Raw genomic sequence first — 19602 nt, 5'->3', positions numbered from 1 at the left:
TGACCTGCATCGACGCCCAACAAAGCTACCGCCCGCTGCCCAACACCCACCGCCCCATCGTCAAAGGCCCGCAGACCGCGTTGGTGGTGGGCCCCAAAGGCGAGGAAATCTGGACCGATCAGTTTGGCCGGGTGAAGGTGCATTTCTATTGGGACCGGCATGATCAGTCCAACGAAAACAGCTCGTGCTGGATTCGCGTGTCACAGTCCTGGGCCGGTAAAAACTGGGGCTCGATGCAGATCCCACGGATCGGCCAGGAAGTGATCGTCAGCTTCCTCGAAGGCGACCCGGACCGGCCGATCATCACCGGTCGCGTCTACAACGCCGAACAGACCGTGCCCTACGACCTGCCCGAAAACGCCACCCAGAGCGGCATGAAAAGCCGTTCGAGCAAGGGTGGTACACCGGCGAATTTCAACGAAATCCGCATGGAAGACAAAAAAGGCGCCGAGCAGTTGTACATCCATGCCGAGCGCAATCAGGACATCGTGGTCGAGGTCGATGAAAGCCACTTGGTGGGCCACGACCGCAACAAGAGCATCGGGCATAACGAGACGGTGACCATCGGCAACAACCGTCTGCGCATCGTCAAGCAGGAAGACATTCTGTCGGTGGGCCAGCGCAAGACCGACAGCATCAGCCAGAGCTACGTCATTGAAGTGGGCGAGAACCTGCGGTTGGTCTGTGGTGAAAGCATCCTGGAGCTCAATGCCAGCGGCCAGATCAACCTGACCGGCGTGCAAATCAGCTTCTATGCCAGCGGTGATGCCGAGTTCAACACCGGCGGCGTGCTGCACCTGAACAACGGCGGCGGCGCTGGCGCCACGCCTGATGGCCAGGGCGTCAAGGCGAGCATCGACGCCAATATCAATGCCGCATTCCCCAAGCCCAAGGGTTAACCACGAGATTTAGGCGCCATGACTTATCGCATCAATGAATTCCAGTTCCAACTGCCGGCAGGCGAGCTGCAAGACGCGACGATCAACATCCTCAAGTTCGCCGAACTGGGCACTTCGCTGATCGTCAGCCGCAGCTTGCTGGCCGAGGGCGAAACCCTGCAAAGCAACTTCGACGACCAGCTCAAACGCCTGGAAAAACAAGTGCAAGACTTGCGTTTTCAACCGGGCGTCGCCGTGCGCCTGGGTGCCAACCAGGAAGTCGAAGGCATCGAGTTGCGCAGCCAGTTCAACAAGGGCAACGACAAAGTCTTCCAGTACCAATTGGCGCTGGTGTTGCCCGGCACCCGCAAAATGCTCGCCCTGAGCTACGTGAAGGCGGAAAAACTCGGCGATGCCGAAGCCGCGCATTGGGCGACCATCAAGAGCTCGCTGTTGTTCGACGTTCCGGCCTGATGAGTACCCTGCATGTCTGACGCACTTTGGGCCGCCCGGCTGGGCGATGCACTCGACCACACCTCGATGATGGCCGACATTCTTGGCGGCGTGCTTGAGGTGGCGGCCAACATTGCGATTACCGCGCTGGCCACCGCCGCCGTGGTGGCGGCCACCGGCATCACCGTCGTCACCGGCGGGCTCGGTTGCTTCCTGCTCGGCGCGGTGGTGGGTACGGTGGTCGGTCTCGCCATGAGCAAGACCGGGGCCGACAAAGGCTTGAGCAACCTGTGCGAGAGCTTCAGCAATTCGCTGTTCCCACCCACGGTACAGGCGACGATTCTCACCGGTTCCACCAACACCCTCACCAACAACATTCCCGCCGCCCGGGCCGCCGGGGCGATCCCGTCCCATGTCGCGCCGGCCGGTACCGAACTGGAGGCACCCGAGCCCGAAGCCGAGCCCAGCTATCTGGACATGGCCGAGAGCTTCTTCTCCCAGATGTGGCGCCCCACTGTCGCCACCCCGGCGCCCGGCGCGGTGCCCAAGCCGCTGGACCTGGTCACCTGCATGAAGCATCCGCCGATGCCGCCGCAGTTTCTGGCCGAGGGCTCGGACAAAGTCACCATCAACGGCCAACCGGCTGTGCGCAGTGGCGACCGCACCACCTGCGACGCCAAGGTGGTGAGTTCCGGGCTGATCTCACCCAACGTCACCATTGGTGGCGGCTCGGTGGTGGTGCGCGAGATCCGCAGCGGCAAGACCCCGGGCGTAGGGCTGGCGGTCACCGCGTTGCTGATGCTCAAGGGCGGCAAAGGCAAATTCTTCAGCAAACTGCCGTGCATGCTGATCGGCGGCGCGACGTCGATGGCCGTCAGCAGCGCCATGAGCGCCATGGCCAACGCCGCCATGGGCTCGGCGAACCCGGTGCATGCCGCGACCGGGGCCAAGGTGCTGGGGAGCGACGATGAGCTGGACTTCGTGCTGCCCGGTGTCTTGCCGATCGATTGGCAGCGCTTCTACAACAGCCGTGACGAGCGCTGCGACGGCTTGTTTGGCACGGGCTGGAGCGTGTCCTACGAGGTGTGCGTGGAAATCCTGCCTCACCCGGAGGGCGGGGAAACGCTGGTCTACACCGATGAGCAGGCCCGGCGTATCGACATGGGTTCGATCCCCTTGGGCGGCGCGGTGTTCAGTGCCGGTGAAGGGCTGAGCGTTCGACGGCACGTTAATGGGCAGTTGTTGATTGAAAGCGATGACGGCATGTACCGCTTGTTCAATCCAACGCCGGGCAATACGGCGCTGCTGCGCCTCGATCAATTGGGCGACCGCAACGACAACCGCATCTACCTCGACTATGACGACGGCGGGCAGCTTGTTCGGCTGCGGGACACCTTCGATCTGGTGCAGGTCGAGCTGATTCATGAAGGCGGTCGCGTGGCTCGGGTGGAACGGCTCTACCCCAACCAACACCGCGAAGTGCTCGTCAGCTACGGCTACGACGCAATGGGCGATCTGGCCGAAGTGCGCGACGCCACCGGCCAGGTGCAACGGCGCTTCGCCTACGACGCCGGTCGGCGGATGGTCGAGCATCAGTTGCCTACGGGGCTGCGTTGTTTCTATGAATGGGCGTTGGTTGAAGACCTTGAATGGCGCGTGGTCCAGCACTGGACCGACGAAGGCGACGCCTATCAGTTCGACTATGACCTCGTCGCCGGTGTCACGCGCATCACCGATGGCTCGCAGCGCATCAGTACACGGCGCTGGAACACCCAGCACCAAATCACCGAATACACCGACAACCTCGGCCAGGCCTGGCAGTTCGAGTGGAACGACGAGCGCCAATTGCTCAGCGCCACCGACCCACTGGGCGGGCGCTACGAATACAGCTACGACGACGCCGGCAACCTGATCGGTGAAACCGACCCGCTGGGCCGCAGTGACTCGACCCTATGGCTGGAACACTGGGCCTTGCCGCTGGTGGAAACCGATGCCGCCAGTAACAGCTGGCAATATCGCTACGATCAGCGCGGCAACTGCATCGCCGAAACCGATCCGCTGGGCCACATCACCCGCTACCGCTACGACACCCACGGCCAGGTCGTCGAGATCATCGACGCCGCCGGCAAAAGCAAAAAACTGCGCTGGAACCCGTTCGGTCAACTGGTCGAACACATCGATTGCTCGGGTTATCCGACGCGGTTCAGCTATGACAACCGGGGCTATCTGCAAGTCATCACCGATGCCCTCGGCGAACGCACCCAATTCAGCTACGACGCCCAGGGGCGGTTGATCAGCAGCCAGTTGCCGGACGGCCGCACCGAGCAGTATCAGCGCGACGTCAGCGGCCAGTTGACCGGCTACACCGACCCGGCCGGGCATACCACCCTGTATCAACATAACCGTCGCGGCCAGGTGCGTCAGCGCACCGACGCCCATGGCCGGCAGGTGCAGTTCGGGTACGACAGCTACGGGCGACTGCAAGCGCTGACCAATGAGAACGGTGAAAGTTATCGGTTCGCCTGGGATGCTGGAGACCGGCTGACCGAACAACAAGACCTCGACGGTAGCGCCAAGCGCTACACCTATGATCTGCTGGATAACGTCGCGGCGGTCACGGCGATTCCGGCGCCTTACGGTAATGGCCTGGCCGTCGTCCCCGAAGCACCGCCGGCCCCCATCGTTCATCGCCTGGAACGCGACGCCGTTGGCCGGCTGATCGCCAAAGTCACCGACGATGGCCGCACCGACTACAGCTACGACCCGCTGGACCAGCTCACCGCCGTCACTTTCACCGACCACCAGGGCAACGTCCAAGCCCTGAGCTTCGCCTACGATGCCCTCGGCCAATTGCTCAAAGAACAAAGCACGGCCGGCAACCTGCAGCACCACTACGACGAACTCGGCAACCTGATCCAGACCCAACTGCCCGACGGGCGCTGGCTCAATCGCCTGTACTACGGCAGCGGCCACCTGCACCAGATCAACCTCGACGGCCAGGTCATCAGCGATTTCGAACGTGACCGCCTGCACCGCGAAGTGCTGCGCACCCAGGGCCAGATCAGCACTCGCAGCAAATACGACCGCAGCGGGCGTTTACGCTCACGCCAACGCCGCCACAGCAGCCAGCCATCGCTGATGCCGGCGGCCGTGCAAAAGCACTTTGAGTACGACCCCGCCGACAACCTGATCGGCAAACTCGACCAGCAACCGGCCGCACAACACCGCCAACTGCTGCACTACGACGCCACCGGCCGCATCATCGCCAGCCAGGACAGCCTGCACGGCCAGCGCGAAACCTTCGCCTACGACGCCGCCGCCAACCTGCTGGACGCCCCGCAACCCGGTGCCGGGCTGGTGGTGCACAACAAACTGCTGACCTATCAGGACAAGCGTTACCGCTACGACACCTTTGGCCGGCTGATCGAAAAACGCAGCGCTAAACGGGGCTTGCAACGCTTTGCCTACGACGCCGAAAGCCGGTTGATTGAAGTGCGCAACGAAAACGGCAGCGTGGTCAGGATGACCTACGACCCGCTGGGCCGACGCATTGAAAAAACCGAGCACGACACCCACGGCTACCCGCTGGGCGAAACCCGCTTCACCTGGGACGGCCTGCGCCTGTTGCAGGAGCATCGCCATCAGCAGACCAGCCTCTACCTCTACGAAGACGAAGGCTACGAACCCCTGGCCCGCGTCGACGGCACCGGCCCGCTGCAAAAAATCCGCTACTACCACAACGACCTCAACGGCCTGCCGGAACAGCTCACCGAGGCGGACGGCCACAACGTCTGGCAGGCGACTTATCGGGTGTGGGGCAACACGTTAGAAGAGGTGCGCGAGCCGTACTACATTGAAGAGCAGAACCTGCGGTTTCAGGGGCAGTACCTGGACCGGGAGACGGGGCTGCATTTCAATACGTTCAGGTTTTATGATCCGGATGTGGGGCGGTTTACGACGCCGGATCCGATTGGGTTGGCGGGGGGAATCAATCTCTATCAATATGCGCCAAACCCTCTGACGTGGATGGACCCATGGGGATGGGCATGCAAAAGCGCAGTCAGTGGCAATAAAGGCCGAACCAAGGCGATCCATGACCTTAAGCGAAATGGGTTTAAGGTCGTCGCTGAAGAAGTCACCATGAAGGTCAATGGGAAACGTATTCGGGCTGACTTCGTGGCCAAAGACCGAAACGGAAAACTGCACGTATTTGAAGTGAAGCACGGCACCGGGAAGTTGACCCCTAACCAAACCGACTCCAAAGTCTTCGACATGACTAAGCCGGCCAACACCACACAACATTTGGGGGGAGGCACGATAAAACCTTCAGCCGGCACGCAGGGTACCTTCAAGGTTGATACCAAAGGAAAGCCGGGGGTGCCGCTGGGTGGGAAAGGCACACAGCACAACGCAACCTTCAATCTCTTAATCTACAAGTGAACATAATGAGCATAGAAATTCGTAAAAGCTTGGAAGTGGAATTACTGGCGGAGCTAAAAAAGATAACGTCGTCCCACTTGGACCTGAAAGCAAGCAAAAACAAACTTGGCCTACTTTCCTCCAAGGAAAAGCTCGGGGAGATTTACATACAACACTTGACCAAGGCCGACGGCTACTATGCGGGCCTGGAGATTTATACATGCGAGGCATTTAGCTTCTGCATAAACAAATCACCGCCCTATCAGAGCCGACTGTTGAACTCATCTTTTTTGTCGAAAAGTTCATTATCGGAAGAAACAAAACAGTTTGGTGACGAGCTGGGCGGCATCATTAGAACCCCATCGCCTGATGAAATAAGCGCAACAGTCAAAAAAATAAACGAACGACTGATAAAATTTTACTTATCAAAGGCAGAGAACGGCATCCTTGGTACGCCCTCATTAATTGATGACGTATTAGCTGAACCTGACAACTATGCATACCCCTTTCTAACTGCATTATTTGCAGCGCAAAAAAATGACCTGAGCCTGGACTCAGACGTCTTCAAAAAAGTCCTTGCAACCAAATCAATATTTGGAAACAAACAATTTGATCTAGCTTTGGCAAATAAAATTCTTAGGATAGGTAACAAGTAGCCCCCCAAAGAACTATTCACCGAGATCTATGGTACCTGGCAGGCGACTTATCGGGTGTGGGGCAACACGTTAGGAGAGGTGCGCGAGCCGTACTACATTGAAGAGCAGAACCTGCGATTCCAGGGGCAGTACCTGGACCGGGAGACGGGGCTGCATTTCAATACGTTCAGGTTTTATGATCCGGATGTGGGGAGGTTTACCACTCCAGATCCGATTGGGTTGGCGGGAGGATTTAATCTCTATGTTTACGCACCTAACCCCTTTACTTGGATAGACCCGTTGGGGCTAGCCTGTGGTCCAGCCACCAGGCAGAACTCAAAAGGGAGATGGATCGATGCCAAGGGCAAATTTGCGAATAAACGTAATGTCTCCAAACTTCCGTCGCTGAAAGGGAAATCCGTGCAACAGGTGGAGAAAATCCTCCGGCAAAACGGCTATACCAGAACGAATCCAGCAAATACCAGGAACCAGCGTTGGGTACACTCTGATGGTTCAGAAGTCCAGATTCATGCCTATGGGAATACGAACCCCACACCGTTCAAAGGATCGAACAATGCTCACAGTCACAAATCATTAGGTAGACATGGAAACCCAGGCACCACTGAATTAGCTAATGACGGAAAAACAGCCGTCAGCACTCATTCCTCAGAAGCACACATCGGAATGAAAAACCCGCCAGATTACCCAACGGTTTCGGGCAGACCTCACGGAAGTTAGAAGGTAACCATAATGTCGGCAGAGTTTATATTGTCTTTTAAGGATACAATCTGGTACACGACCAATCTCAAAGAGATAGTGCGAAAAATCACCAGCCTTAGAACTTTTTCCAAGAGCTTGCAGAAAAAAGAATTCCGATTGATGGGCACCGAGCCCAGAAGTCCGGGAGATTGGAACTACGACGTCCGTCTCTTCCTAGAAAAAGAACGTATTTTTTTGGAGATTAGCGCTCACCCCTCCAGCATCGAAAATGACCTGTCTGCTTTTTTCGAGTGGATCAGGTCTCATACCGAAATTGCTATTGATGATGAGGATGGAGTGTCCTCAAACTGGTAGTAGATCAGGAGGAATAACAGGCAAAAACCAGCATGAATATATTCAAACTCTTTTCATACAAGCTTGAAAATTTCCTGAATATCCGTCCATATCCGAAAGAGCTGGGCGCTGTTTTTTACCAAGAAGACGAGCCTTCACTGCTGTCTGTCGCCGCTAGAAAACACAACGGTTCGACCTTCTACATCAGCCGCTGGCACGATTTGTTTTCCATAAGCGCCTTCGAAAAATCCATGTCAAAAAACGGTTTCACGGAGCCGGACTGCTATGCCCTTCTCTTGGTCCTGTCCCGCTTTGGCTATCTGCTTGAAATCGACAACCGTCAACGCACCAACAAAGACTATTTTATTTTCTTCTTTCTGATTCAGTTAATCAGTTTGAAGAACAGTTCTCTCGACGCGGATGCCCAACTCAGGAACTATATGCTCAGGTTCCTGCTTTTCGAATTGAGTATTGACGACGAAGCGTATCGTCGGTTCAGCATCAAGGATAATCAGCTGGTAATGGCTACCGACACCCGGGGGCCCGTAGCTTTTTTGGATGTCATCGACCTAGTTTACAAAGCGATCAAATTTGATAGCAGAAAAGAACATGTACTGCTGAGCACGTTAAAAAATTATCAAACAAGCCTCGTCACATTATTGACCGAACCCGACGACACAAATTACCGTTTTAGGCTAAATGATCGTCATAGCGAATTCATGTATCCCGATGTATTTTTGCAGGCATACGCTAAAAACAAGAGACAGATATTTCATATTTTGATTGACACGATCAACCCCCTTCAATCAACGGAAAATCTGTTTGTCTCCAATATCATTTTAATGAACTATTCCTTTTACATTCTGAAAAACAAGCCTCACGAAATTCTAAAGTTGAAAAAATACGTCAATAATGAGGTACTGTTCAGAAAACTTCTGGAAGCAATAATTACTCGTCGAATGGCAATAAATAAATCGTCATTCGAAAAAACATCCATAGACCAGGACCTTTCCTTGATAAAAGACAATTCGACCTCGTTCTACAATATTTTGTACAGCCTATAGATGCTCTCACAAACGAGAGAACTGCGCTGATGTGCATGCCATAACCGACAAAGAGCAAGGTGCAATGGAAGGCATACAATTGCGCAACAAGCGCAACGATTGCGCGGCGCGCCAGACGCTTGCGTCGGATAAATAACCCGCATGTCTGACGCGCTTTGGGCCGCCCGGCTGGGCGCTGGCTCAATCGCCTGTACTACGGCAGCGGCCACCTGCACCAGATCAACCTCGACGGCCAGGTCATCAGCGATTTCGAACGTGACCGCCTGCACCGCGAAGTGCTGCGCACCCAGGGCCAGATCAGCACTCGCAGCGAATACGACCGCAGCGGGCGTTTACGCTCACGCCAACGCCGCCACAGCAGCCAGCCATCGCTGATGCCGGCGGCCGTGCAAAAGCACTTCGAGTACGACCCCGCCGACAACCTGATCGGCAAACTCGACCAGCAACCGGCCGCACAACACCGCCAACTGCTGCACTACGACGCCACCGGCCGCATCATCGCCAGCCAGGACAGCCTGCACGGCCAGCGCGAAACCTTCGCCTACGACGCCGCTGCCAACCTGCTAGACAGCCCCCAACCCGGCGCCGGGCTGGTGGTGCACAACAAACTGCTGACCTATCAGGACAAGCGTTACCGCTACGACACCTTTGGCCGGCTGATCGAAAAACGCAGCGCTAAACGGGGCTTGCAACGCTTTGCCTACGACGCCGAAAGCCGGTTGATTGAAGTGCGCAACGAAAACGGCAGCGTGGTCAGGATGACCTACGACCCGCTGGGCCGACGCATTGAAAAAACCGAGCACGACACCCGCGGCTACCCGCTGGGCGAAACCCGCTTCACCTGGGACGGCCTGCGCCTGTTGCAGGAACATCGCCATCAGCAGACCAGCCTCTACCTCTACGAAGACGAAGGTTACGAACCCCTGGCCCGCGTCGACGGCACCGGCCCGCTGCAAAAAATCCGCTACTACCACAACGACCTCAACGGCCTGCCGGAACAGCTCACCGAGGCGGACGGCCACAACGTCTGGCAGGCGACTTATCGGGTATGGGGCAACACGCTAGAGGAGGTGCGCGAGCCGTACTACATTGAAGAGCAGAACCTGCGGTTTCAGGGGCAGTACCTGGACCGGGAGACGGGGCTGCATTTCAATACGTTCAGGTTTTATGATCCGGATGTGGGGCGGTTTACGACGCCGGATCCGATTGGGTTGGCGGGGGGAATCAATCTCTATCTGTATGCAGCCAACCCATATGGCTGGATTGACCCCCTGGGCTGGAGTTGTACGTCATCTATAAACCGACGTATCGGTCGTCTGAAAAAACAGGGGTACCAGGATCACCACATACTGAGCGACAAACACGACAGTACGAAAAATCACCCTCTGCTCAAATTGGCAGGGTTCGACCTACAAAGCCGGCAGAACAAAATATTCCTGCCCAATAAGGCCAGGGCCATGACTGACGGGCGTCGATCAATCCACGAGGGACGCCATGTGGGTAGAGTCAACCAAAACCTTGGAAGCAAAATGGACCAGCTGGAAAAAATCGGCAAACGAGCCAATTGGAATCAGGCCCAATATCGCAAAGCGTTGGATAAAATAGTGTCCAACGAGCGCAAATTACTCCGCTCGGGCGAAAGGCAACTGAATAAAAATGCACGCCCTGGCGCTCATTACAATTAGGAGATCCAGAAATGATCTTAAGCTGGAAAGCCCCTATTTATTACAACGATAAATTGATTGGCTCATACGATGCCGAGCGCGGCTCCTATGAAACGGCAGGATCGAACTTTGACTATTTGTCCCTACTGACAGGTGAGCCTTACCCTGCCGAAATGGATAAACCCAAAATATTTTTCCCATGCCAAAAGAAAAAATTGTTGGCTTACGACTGCTTATGGTTATTAGGCGACATCCCGTTGGTGAGCCAGCGGTTAGCGAGTTTCCTCGTCCAGAACGCCGGTCACCATATTGAGCTCTTGACACCCACGAGTATTGCTGCCGACGGGGAGGAGGTGAGCGAAGTCTATTACATCGTCAATGCTGCCCAGGCGATAAGCGCGGTTGATCACAGCAAGTCGGTAGCAGAACTCTCTGACGATGGCTCAATACTCTACTTCAATGAAATTTGGCTTCATGATGACGCCGCAGGAATGGGCGCAATTGCGCGCGAGCGTGATTCGGGAGATCTTTTGATTTCCCGAGAGCTGGCGGACGCCATGATCGAACAAAAATTCAAAGGCGACAAAGGACTAGGCTTTTACACCGCTGAGCGCTCATTCACTCCCTATAAAAACCAAGCGTGATCTACTAGTGGAAGGCATTCGTTAAAAGCGCCAATCAGCGCTCACAAAAAATGGGCACCCGACCCAGTCGGCGTGCCCATTTTTTTACCGCCCCGAGACGGTGTTTACCTGTTACGGATTGACGCTGTCTTTGAGCGACTTGCCCGGCTTGAAGGCAACGGTGTTGCTGGCCTTGATTTTCACTGGCTCACCGGTTTGCGGGTTCTTGCCGGTGCGCGCGCCACGGTGGCGTTGCAGGAAAGTACCGAAGCCCACCAGGGTGACGCTGTCTTTACGGTGCAGAGCGCCGGTGATTTCTTCGAGGACGGCGTTGAGTACGCGGTTAGCCTGTTCTTTGGTGAGGTCAGCCTTTTCAGCGATGGCTGCGGCGAGATCTGGTTTACGCATGAGTGAAGCCTCTTTGACGGTTTTTTGTTGTTATGTCCGTGCTGTTCTTCCGGAACAGCGCCCAAGGCGCCGCAGGCTCTACTCTGCGGCAGACGGAGTGAGGATGGCATGCGGTTACGTGCGACGCCAGTCTCGGGGCGACCTTTGTAGGGGCAAAAGCGGGGTGATTCCGACAGAACGACCGGTATTTACGCCAAAAGCGCCGGAAGCTCCTTGTTTAGAGCCAGTTTCTCCATCACTGCCGCCCCGGTGAGCGCGTAACCCAGCAGTTTTCCGCTCGCATCACGGCACAGCGCCTTGATGTCGGCGCCCTGCCCTTCGACGCTCCAGACACCTTCAAAACCCCGTGGTGGCGGGGAAACCACCAATGGGCAGACCGGTGTTTTCACGGTAATCGGCATCGCGCCGTAGCTGACCGCCGTCGGGTTGCCGGCCAGGGTTTGTGCCAGCGCACGCGCACAGCTCATCAGGGGCATCACGTACAGCAAATTCAGCCCATCAACCTCGGCGCAGTCGCCCAAGGCGTAGATATTGGCGTGAGAGGTCTTGAGGTGGCGGTCAACGACCACGCCGCGGTTGATCTGCAAACCGGCAGCGGCCGCCAGATCGATGCGCGGGCGCAGGCCAATGGCGGAAACCACCACATCGCAGGGGATCACCTGGCCATCGGACAAATGCCCTTCGAGCCCGTCATCGGTGCGCTGCAAGCGGTTGAGCACCGGGCCGAGGTGGAACTGCGCGCCCAGGCTTTCCAGCCCGGCCTGCACGGCTGCGGCGGCCGCCGGATGCAGCAGCGTCGGCATGACTTGTTCGCACGGCGCGACCAGTTGCACCTCGTAACCACCGAGGATCAGGTCGTTGGCGAACTCACAACCGATCAGGCCAGCGCCGAGCAACAACACCCGACGCTTGCCGGCCGCCGCTGCCCGAAAGCGCGCGTAGTCTTCGAGGTCGTTGATCGGGAAGATCGCCTCGGGCGCATCGCCCTGCACCGGCACACGCACGGTTTCCGCGCCCCAGGCGAGGATCAGGTCGCGATAGGCCACGGCTTCTTCGCCGATCCACAGGCGTTTGTGGCCCGGGTCGATGCCGCTGATGCGCGTATGGGTCCGCACTTCAGCCTTCAGCTGTTCGGCCATGGCGCCGGGCTCGGCCATGCTCAGGCCATCGGCGTCCTTGTTCTTGCCAAAACCGGTGGAGAGCATCGGTTTGGAGTAAGAGCGTCCATCATCTGCGGTAATCAGCAGCAGCGGTGTTTCGCCATCGAGTTTGCGAAACTCCCGGGCCAGGTTGTAGCCGGCCAGCCCAGTGCCGACGATCACGACAGGTGCGTTCATTCGTTACTCCTCTTCAATTCATCAAAATCTGTGATCAGGCAGCGATTTCGATCATTTCGAAATCCATTTTGCCGACGCCACAGTCTGGACACAGCCAGTCTTCCGGTACGTCCTGCCACGGGGTTCCGGCCGCGATGCCGTCATCCGGCCAGCCGTCGGCTTCGTTGTAGATCAGCCCACAGACCACGCATTGCCACTTCTTCATTACTTGTTTCCTCAGGTTCTCAGGCTTTTACTGACGCGAACGGTCACCCGATAAGGGTCTGCCGTCCGGCTCAAGGCGTTTTGTACTGATCGGGCGCAGCAGATGCAAGCCTGTTCGCGGCCAATACCCGGTCTGGTCAGTCAATATCACCGACCGACATGGTAAGCTCGCCGCCTCATTTGCTGCCAATACTGACTCACTGTGCCGCACTCAAAACCCCTCGCCCCGGCTCTGTTCTGGCTGCCACAAAGCCAGCTGACCCCGCTACCCGACGCGCAAACCCTCGACTGGCTATTCGATGAGGGCTCGCTCACCCGTCGCTTGACCCGTTTGTCGGATGACGGCTTCAGCGTGACGCCGTTGTTCGAAGGTTGGCAGCCTTTGCGTGCAGACGAATGCGCCGCACTGGAATTGCCCGAAGGCAGTGAAGGCTGGGTTCGCGAGGTGTATTTGCGCGGTCATGGTGAAGCCTGGGTGTTTGCCCGCAGTGTGGCGGCACGCAGTTCGTTGCAGGACGGCGGGTTGAATATGGATAAATTGGGTAGCCGCTCCCTGGGCGAACTGCTGTTTTGCGATCAGGCGTTCCAGCGCCGCGCCATCGAGGTTTGTCACTATCCCGTCGAGTGGTTGCCGAGTGAGTCTCAAGCACCTGAACTGTGGGGCCGGCGCTCGCGTTTCGACCGGGGGGACCTGAGCGTGCTGGTCGCGGAAATATTCCTGCCAGCCCTGTGGCGCGCTGCCCGCGCGAATACGGAGAACTGCTGATGTACCAAAGCCTGCTCAAATCATTGAATCGCGTGAACCCGCGCGCCTGGGACTTCATCCAGTTGACGCGCATGGACAAGCCCATCGGCATTTACCTGCTGCTGTGGCCAACGCTGTGGGCGCTGTGGATTGCCGGCAAAGGTTCGCCGTCACTGGCCAATATCGTGATTTTCGTCCTTGGCGTGGTGCTGACCCGCGCGGGCGGCTGCGTGATCAATGACTGGGCTGATCGCAAGGTCGACGGTCACGTGAAACGTACCGAACAACGGCCCTTGGTCAGCGGCAAGATCAGCTCCAAAGAGGCGCTGGTGTTTTTCGCATTGCTGATGGGTGTGAGCTTCCTGCTGGTGCTGTGCACCAACGCGGCCACGGTCTGGTTGTCGTTCGGCGGTCTGGCGCTGGCCGCCACTTACCCGTTCATGAAACGCTACACCTATTACCCGCAGGTGGTGCTGGGCGCGGCGTTCTCCTGGGGCATGCCGATGGCGTTCACCGCCGAAACCGGTGAACTGCCGGCCATTGCCTGGTTGCTGTGGATCGCCAACCTGCTGTGGACCGTGGGTTATGACACCTATTACGCCATGACCGACCGCGACGACGATTTGAAAATTGGTGTGAAATCCACGGCGATTCTGTTTGGCGACGCCGATCGGGTGATCATTCTCACGCTGCAAGGGCTGGCCCTGGGGTGCTTGCTGCTGGCCGGATCGAAATTCGAACTGGGCGGCTGGTTCCACTTGGGTCTGGTGGCAGCGGCGGCGTGTTTTGCCTGGGAATTCTGGTACACCCGCGACAAGGACCGACTGAAGTGTTTCCGGGCCTTCCTGCATAACCATTGGGCCGGGTTGGCGATTTTCGTCGGGATTGTGCTGGATTACGCGTTGCGTTGACCCATTTGAACGATCGCAGCCTCCGGCAGCTCCTACACCGATACCGTAGGAGCTGCTGAAGGTTCGGGCCGCGTTCGGACGATCTTTTAGCGGTTCAGATTATTCTGCGCCGGTCAGTGCTTGGCCATATGCCACATACCGTTCATTTTACCGTCACCCATTTTGTCGCCGGGTTTCGTGTCCATTTTGAAGGTGTACATCGGCTTGCCGTCGTGAGCCCATTGCATCATGCCGTCATCGCGCTTGATCACGGTCCACTTGCCTTCGGGCTTGGCATCCATCGGAGCCATCATCGGCGGCCAGTTCTCGGCGCACTTGGCGTCGCACATCGACTTGCCCCCCTTGTCTTTGTCAAAGGTGTAGAGGGTCATGCCCTTGGAATCAACCATCATGCCGTCTTTCATCATGGCCGGCTCGGCCGCGAAAGCCATTGTCGGTAATGCCAAGGCTGCGGCCAGCATCAAGGCTTTGAACGATTGAGCGTAGTGAGTCATAGAAACCTTCCTTTGTGGTTGTCAGGATCTGGACTTAAAGCGTAGTTCAGGATTGCACTGCTCGCCGCACGACTAAAATACTGTCACACGACTGCAATAATTCCGTTATCTAATGCGGCGCAAGACAGTTAAATGACAAGAGGATTAAGGCATGGTTGGCAGGAGTATTCTGATCGTCGACGACGAAGCGCCCATTCGCGAAATGATCGCCGTTGCGTTGGAAATGGCCGGCTATGACTGCCTGGAAGCCGAAAACTCCCAGCAGGCCCACGCCATTATCGTCGACCGTAAACCGGACCTGATCCTGCTCGACTGGATGCTTCCCGGCACTTCAGGCATCGAGCTGGCCCGCCGTCTCAAGCGTGATGAGCTGACCGGGGACATCCCGATCATCATGCTCACCGCCAAGGGCGAAGAGGACAACAAGATCCAGGGCCTGGAAGTCGGCGCCGATGACTACATCACCAAACCGTTTTCCCCACGCGAGCTGGTTGCGCGCCTGAAAGCCGTGCTGCGTCGTGCCGGCCCTACCGATGGCGAAGCGCCGATCGAAGTCGGCGGCCTGCTGCTGGACCCGATCAGCCACCGCGTGACCATCGATGGAAAACCTGCCGAGATGGGTCCGACTGAATACCGCTTGCTGCAGTTTTTCATGACCCATCAGGAGCGCGCCTACACCCGCGGGCAATTGCTCGATCAGGTCTGGGGCGGCAATGTGTATGTCGAAGAGCGTACCGTCGATGTGCACATCCGTCGTTTGCGCAAAGCACTCGGCGATGCCTACGAGAATCTGGTACAAACCGTGCGTGGCACCGGCTACCGGTTTTCGACCAAGGCCTGAGCCGGCCCTACCTGCTCGACACGCTGACAAGGACGCAAGTTTAAGTGAACCAAAACTGGCATGGCACTCTGATCCGCCACATGCTGTTACTGGTCACCGGCTGCCTGGTGATCGGCCTGATTACGGGCTACTACGGCTGGAGCCTGGCCGCTGGCCTGGGCATTTACCTGGCCTGGACCCTCAAGCAATTGCTGCGCCTGCACGAGTGGCTGCGCCTGCAAAAGCCCGACGAAGCACCACCCGATGGCTATGGCCTGTGGGGCGAAGTGTTCGACAGCATCTACCACCTGCAACGGCGCGATCAGCGCGTGCGCGGACGCCTGCAAGCGGTGATCGACCGGGTTCAGGAGTCCACCGCAGCGTTGAAAGACGCCGTAATCATGCTCGACAGCGACGGCAACCTGGAATGGTGGAACCGCGCCGCCGAAACCCTGCTGGGCCTCAAGACCCCGCAGGACAGTGGTCAGCCGGTGACCAACCTGGTGCGTCATCCGCGCTTCAAGGAGTATTTCGAGCAGGACAACTACGCCGAGCCGCTGGAAATCCCTTCGCCGACCAACGACCGGATGCGGATTCAGCTGTACATCACCCGTTACGGCAACAACGAACACTTGATGCTGGTGCGCGACGTCACCCGCATTCATCAGCTTGAGCAAATGCGCAAAGACTTCATCGCCAATGTCTCCCACGAACTGCGCACGCCGTTGACGGTGATCTGCGGCTACCTGGAAACCCTGCTCGATAACGTCGAAGAGGTGAATCCGCGCTGGAGCCGTGCGTTGCAGCAAATGCAGCAACAGGGCGGGCGCATGCAGACGCTGCTCAACGACTTGCTGCTGTTGGCCAAGCTCGAAGCCACCGATTACCCGTCGGATAACCAGCCGGTGCCGATCGACAGTCTGCTGCAATCGATCAAGAGTGACGCCCAGGCGCTGTCCGGGCAGCGTAACCAGCACATCACCCTGGAAGCCGATCCGTCGATTATGCTCAAGGGCAGTGAAGCCGAATTGCGCAGCGCGTTCTCGAACCTGGTGTTCAACGCCGTCAAATACACCCCGGACGGTGGCAACATCCGCATCCGCTGGTGGGGTGACGAACAAGGCGCACACCTCAGCGTGCAGGACTCGGGGATCGGCATCGACAACAAACACCTGCCGCGCCTGACCGAGCGATTCTATCGCGTCGACTCCAGCCGCAACTCCAATACCGGCGGCACCGGGCTGGGCCTGGCCATCGTCAAACACGTTTTGTTACGTCATCGTGCGCGAATGGAGATCAGCAGCGTGCTGGGTCACGGCAGCACGTTCACCTGCCATTTCGCGCCGGCACAGGTGACAAAATCGCGGGTCAGCTCGCTGACCGACTAGCGCACGAGTTGACTAACCTCTAGGCAATCGCCCTGTCAGCCGCTACATTGGCTGACTTGGGCCTGCCTTTCAGGCTCGGCAATCCCCTTTCTTTTCGAATACACGGAACCCGCAAAACTCCATCATGGACCCTTCCCCTGGCGTGACCCTCGCTTCACTCTTCGCCGATTTCGGCATGATTCTTTTTGCACTGATCCTGGTTTTGCTCAACGGCTTCTTCGTTGCGGCCGAGTTTGCCATGGTCAAACTGCGCTCGACCCGGGTCGAGGCCATTGCTGAGAAAAACGGCTGGCGCGGGCACATCCTGCGCACCGTACACAGCCAGCTCGACGCCTACCTGTCCGCCTGCCAATTGGGTATTACCCTCGCCTCCCTGGGCCTTGGCTGGGTCGGTGAACCGGCGTTCGCGCACATTCTCGAACCGTTGCTGAGCGCGGTCGGCGTCAACTCGCCGGAAGTGGTCAAGGGTGTGTCGTTCTTCACCGCCTTCTTTATCATTTCGTATCTGCACATCGTGGTCGGCGAACTGGCCCCCAAATCCTGGGCCATCCGCAAACCCGAGCTGCTGTCGCTGTGGACGGCGGTGCCGCTGTACCTGTTCTACTGGGCGATGTACCCGGCGATCTATCTGCTCAACGCCAGCGCCAACACGATTCTGCGGATTGCTGGCCAAGGTGAACCCGGCCCTCATCACGAGCACCATTACAGCCGTGAAGAACTGAAACTGATCCTGCACTCCAGCCGTGGCCAGGACCCGAGCGATCAAGGCATGCGCGTACTTGCCTCGGCCGTGGAAATGGGTGAGCTGGAAGTGGTCGACTGGGCCAACTCCCGGGAAGACCTGGTGACGCTGGAGTTCAACGCGCCGCTCAAGGAAATCCTTGCACTGTTCCGTCGTCACAAATTCAGCCGCTACCCGGTGTACGACAGCGAACGCCAGGAGTTCGTCGGCCTGCTGCACATCAAGGACCTGCTGCTGGAACTGGCGGCGCTGGACCACATTCCCGAGTCGTTCAACCTGGCCGAGCTGACCCGCCCGCTGGAACGCGTATCGCGGCACATGCCGTTGTCGCAGTTGCTGGAGCAGTTCCGTAAGGGCGGTTCGCACTTCGCCGTGGTTGAAGAGGCCGACGGCAACATCATCGGCTACCTGACCATGGAAGACGTGCTGGAAGTGCTGGTTGGCGACATCCAGGACGAACACCGCAAGGCCGAGCGCGGGATCCTCGCTTATCAGCCGGGCAAATTGCTGGTGCGCGGTGACACACCGCTGTTCAAGGTCGAACGCCTGCTGGGTATCGATCTGGACCACGTCGAGGCCGAAACCCTCGCCGGACTGGTCTACGAAACCCTGAAACGGGTGCCGGAAGAGGAAGAAGTGCTGGAAGTCGAAGGTTTGCGGATCATCATCAAAAAGATGAAAGGCCCGAAGATCATTTTGGCCAAGGTGTTGATGCTCGACTAGTGACCGACACCTGATCGGTATCGATCCCTTCGCGAGCGATGCTTGCTCGCGAAGGCGTCAGAACAGGCAACACGTCATTGTTTGCCGAGCGCAAAGTTCGGCAAGCTACCCACCGACTGGTTGAACTGGTACGGAATCGACACCAGCCCCAACCCGCTATTGCGCTGCACCACAAAATGCAGGTGCGGCCCGCTGCTGTTGCCGGTATTGCCCGACAACCCCAGCGCACTGCCAACTACCACCCGCTGACCTTCGCGCACACACACCGAGCCGCGTTTAAGGTGCAGGTACACGCCCATCGTCCCGTCATCGTGCAACACCCGCACGAAATTGCCCGACGGGTCAGTGCCGCGTCCGCTCTGGTTGTTTTCGGTCTTCACCACCATCCCGCCACGCGCCGCGATGATCGGCGTGCCTTCAGGCATCGCGATATCCATGGCATAGCGGTTCTTGACCCCAAAATGGCTGTATCGGCCATTAGGGCCCTGAGTCAGATGGAACGGGCCGCCACGCCACGGCAGCGGATACCGATAGGCCAACGAGGTATCTGTGGGGTTGCCCAGGGAATAGTTGAACGTCGGGGTATAGGTCAGCGGCTTGCCGGGCGTAATCGCCGTGAGCAACGCCAGACGCAGAGTGCTGCGCGCCGGCAACACCCTACGGATCGGTTGTGCCGGCGCACCGCTGACATTCTTCAGCCCGGTGAAACTCAGCTCGACCTCTACCGGCGCATACAAATCGTTGCGCACAAACACACTGTGCGTGTCCCTCTGCTTCTTGATATCCAGAAGTACCTGGCGCTCAAGGTGCTCCTCCATGCGGTCGCGGAACACAAAGATCCGCGCGCCATGGGATGGACGGTCACTGTAGGAGACCACACCCGTCGCGCTGGTGGATTTGTAAATAGTGATGGCCATAGCCGAGGTGGAGGCCATGAAAAGACCACAGAAAAACAGCAATCGCGCGAACATGGGCAAGGTTCTGTCGAGGAAGGCCTGAAAACAGCCTAGCAGCCAGAATTGACCTGCGTAGTCGGCAGAT

At 57.8% G+C, this 19602-nt stretch carries 17 protein-coding genes and 2 pseudogenes; 14 read left to right on the top strand and 5 right to left on the bottom strand.

The window, feature by feature from the left end; genetic code table 11:
* The 9 genes and pseudogenes from tssI to FPT12_RS18875 form a co-directional block, all read left to right on the top strand.
* Positions 1 to 899, top strand: an 899-nt coding sequence (gene tssI, locus FPT12_RS18915; RefSeq protein WP_145018434.1) for a type VI secretion system tip protein TssI/VgrG, incomplete at its 5' end; no start/stop codon positions are given.
* Between the two features lie 18 nt (positions 900 to 917).
* Positions 918 to 1352 carry a DcrB-related protein gene (locus FPT12_RS18910; RefSeq protein WP_145018431.1) on the top strand — a complete coding sequence of 145 codons (435 nt, stop codon included), beginning with the start codon at positions 918 to 920 and terminating at the stop codon, positions 1350 to 1352.
* Positions 1353 to 1364: 12 nt separating this feature from the next.
* On the top strand, positions 1365 to 5771 hold the full coding sequence (locus FPT12_RS18905; RefSeq protein ID WP_145018428.1) for an RHS repeat-associated core domain-containing protein: 4407 nt from the start codon (positions 1365 to 1367) through the stop codon (positions 5769 to 5771).
* Between the two features lie 5 nt (positions 5772 to 5776).
* A complete protein-coding gene (locus FPT12_RS18900) occupies positions 5777 to 6406 on the top strand; it encodes a hypothetical protein (protein ID WP_145018425.1) in 630 nt (209 codons plus the stop codon).
* Between the two features lie 27 nt (positions 6407 to 6433).
* Positions 6434 to 6712, top strand: a pseudogene (locus FPT12_RS18895) (RHS repeat-associated core domain-containing protein); the annotation flags it as partial.
* Positions 6713 to 7135: 423 nt separating this feature from the next.
* Positions 7136 to 7459, top strand: a complete 324-nt coding sequence (locus FPT12_RS18890) for a 3-hydroxydecyl-ACP dehydratase (RefSeq protein WP_145018422.1) — start codon at positions 7136 to 7138, stop codon at positions 7457 to 7459.
* 32 nt (positions 7460 to 7491) lie between these two features.
* Positions 7492 to 8502, top strand: a complete 1011-nt coding sequence (locus FPT12_RS18885; RefSeq protein WP_145018419.1) for a hypothetical protein — start codon at positions 7492 to 7494, stop codon at positions 8500 to 8502.
* Positions 8503 to 8666: 164 nt separating this feature from the next.
* A pseudogene (locus FPT12_RS18880) lies at positions 8667 to 10187 on the top strand (RHS repeat-associated core domain-containing protein); the annotation flags it as partial.
* An 11-nt stretch (positions 10188 to 10198) separates the two neighbouring features.
* Complete coding sequence (locus FPT12_RS18875; protein WP_145018413.1) at positions 10199 to 10810, top strand: imm11 family protein; 612 nt, start codon at positions 10199 to 10201, stop codon at positions 10808 to 10810.
* Between the two features lie 111 nt (positions 10811 to 10921).
* Here the strand turns inward: FPT12_RS18875 and FPT12_RS18870 are convergent, their stop codons facing one another.
* The 3 genes from FPT12_RS18870 to FPT12_RS18860 all read right to left on the bottom strand — a co-directional run bounded on the left by FPT12_RS18870 (position 10922) and on the right by FPT12_RS18860 (position 12739).
* Positions 10922 to 11197, bottom strand: a complete 276-nt coding sequence (locus FPT12_RS18870) for an HU family DNA-binding protein (RefSeq protein ID WP_003195589.1) — start codon at positions 11195 to 11197, stop codon at positions 10922 to 10924.
* A 188-nt stretch (positions 11198 to 11385) separates the two neighbouring features.
* Positions 11386 to 12534 (bottom strand): NAD(P)/FAD-dependent oxidoreductase, encoded by a 1149-nt coding sequence (locus tag FPT12_RS18865; RefSeq protein ID WP_145018410.1) that lies wholly within the window; start codon positions 12532 to 12534, stop codon positions 11386 to 11388.
* A 34-nt stretch (positions 12535 to 12568) separates the two neighbouring features.
* Positions 12569 to 12739 (bottom strand): rubredoxin, encoded by a 171-nt coding sequence (locus FPT12_RS18860; RefSeq protein ID WP_054594751.1) that lies wholly within the window; start codon positions 12737 to 12739, stop codon positions 12569 to 12571.
* Positions 12740 to 12940: 201 nt separating this feature from the next.
* Between FPT12_RS18860 and FPT12_RS18855 the strand changes: the two genes are divergently transcribed.
* Both FPT12_RS18855 and ubiA read left to right on the top strand, forming a co-directional pair.
* Positions 12941 to 13504 carry a chorismate lyase gene (locus FPT12_RS18855; RefSeq protein WP_145018407.1) on the top strand — a complete coding sequence of 188 codons (564 nt, stop codon included), beginning with the start codon at positions 12941 to 12943 and terminating at the stop codon, positions 13502 to 13504.
* Positions 13504 to 14394 carry a 4-hydroxybenzoate octaprenyltransferase gene (gene ubiA, locus FPT12_RS18850; protein ID WP_145018404.1) on the top strand — a complete coding sequence of 297 codons (891 nt, stop codon included), beginning with the start codon at positions 13504 to 13506 and terminating at the stop codon, positions 14392 to 14394. Before FPT12_RS18855 ends, ubiA begins: the two co-directional genes overlap by 1 nt.
* A 113-nt stretch (positions 14395 to 14507) precedes the next feature.
* On the opposite strand, the gene FPT12_RS18845 is transcribed toward ubiA, so the two are convergent.
* Positions 14508 to 14888 (bottom strand): hypothetical protein, encoded by a 381-nt coding sequence (locus FPT12_RS18845; RefSeq protein WP_145018399.1) that lies wholly within the window; start codon positions 14886 to 14888, stop codon positions 14508 to 14510.
* A gap of 151 nt (positions 14889 to 15039) precedes the next feature.
* On the opposite strand from FPT12_RS18845, the gene phoB reads away from it, so the two are divergent.
* From phoB to FPT12_RS18830, 3 genes are all read left to right on the top strand, one after another.
* A complete protein-coding gene (gene phoB / locus FPT12_RS18840; RefSeq protein WP_007896474.1) occupies positions 15040 to 15729 on the top strand; it encodes a phosphate regulon transcriptional regulator PhoB in 690 nt (229 codons plus the stop codon).
* A gap of 80 nt (positions 15730 to 15809) precedes the next feature.
* Positions 15810 to 17096 (top strand): phosphate regulon sensor histidine kinase PhoR, encoded by a 1287-nt coding sequence (gene phoR, locus FPT12_RS18835; protein ID WP_256676807.1) that lies wholly within the window; start codon positions 15810 to 15812, stop codon positions 17094 to 17096.
* 124 nt (positions 17097 to 17220) lie between these two features.
* A complete protein-coding gene (locus FPT12_RS18830) occupies positions 17221 to 18561 on the top strand; it encodes a hemolysin family protein (RefSeq protein WP_145018393.1) in 1341 nt (446 codons plus the stop codon).
* A 74-nt stretch (positions 18562 to 18635) separates the two neighbouring features.
* Here FPT12_RS18830 and FPT12_RS18825 read toward each other — a convergent pair whose 3' ends face one another.
* A complete protein-coding gene (locus tag FPT12_RS18825; RefSeq protein ID WP_145018391.1) occupies positions 18636 to 19532 on the bottom strand; it encodes a peptidoglycan DD-metalloendopeptidase family protein in 897 nt (298 codons plus the stop codon).
* Positions 19533 to 19602: the final 70 nt, after the last annotated feature.

The sequence above is a fragment of the Pseudomonas sp. H3(2019) genome (assembly GCF_007713465.1).
Taxonomy (GTDB): Bacteria; Pseudomonadota; Gammaproteobacteria; order Pseudomonadales; family Pseudomonadaceae; genus Aquipseudomonas.
The sequence above is the reverse complement of the archived record's forward strand: the minus strand, read 5'-3'. Positions and strand labels throughout refer to the sequence as shown.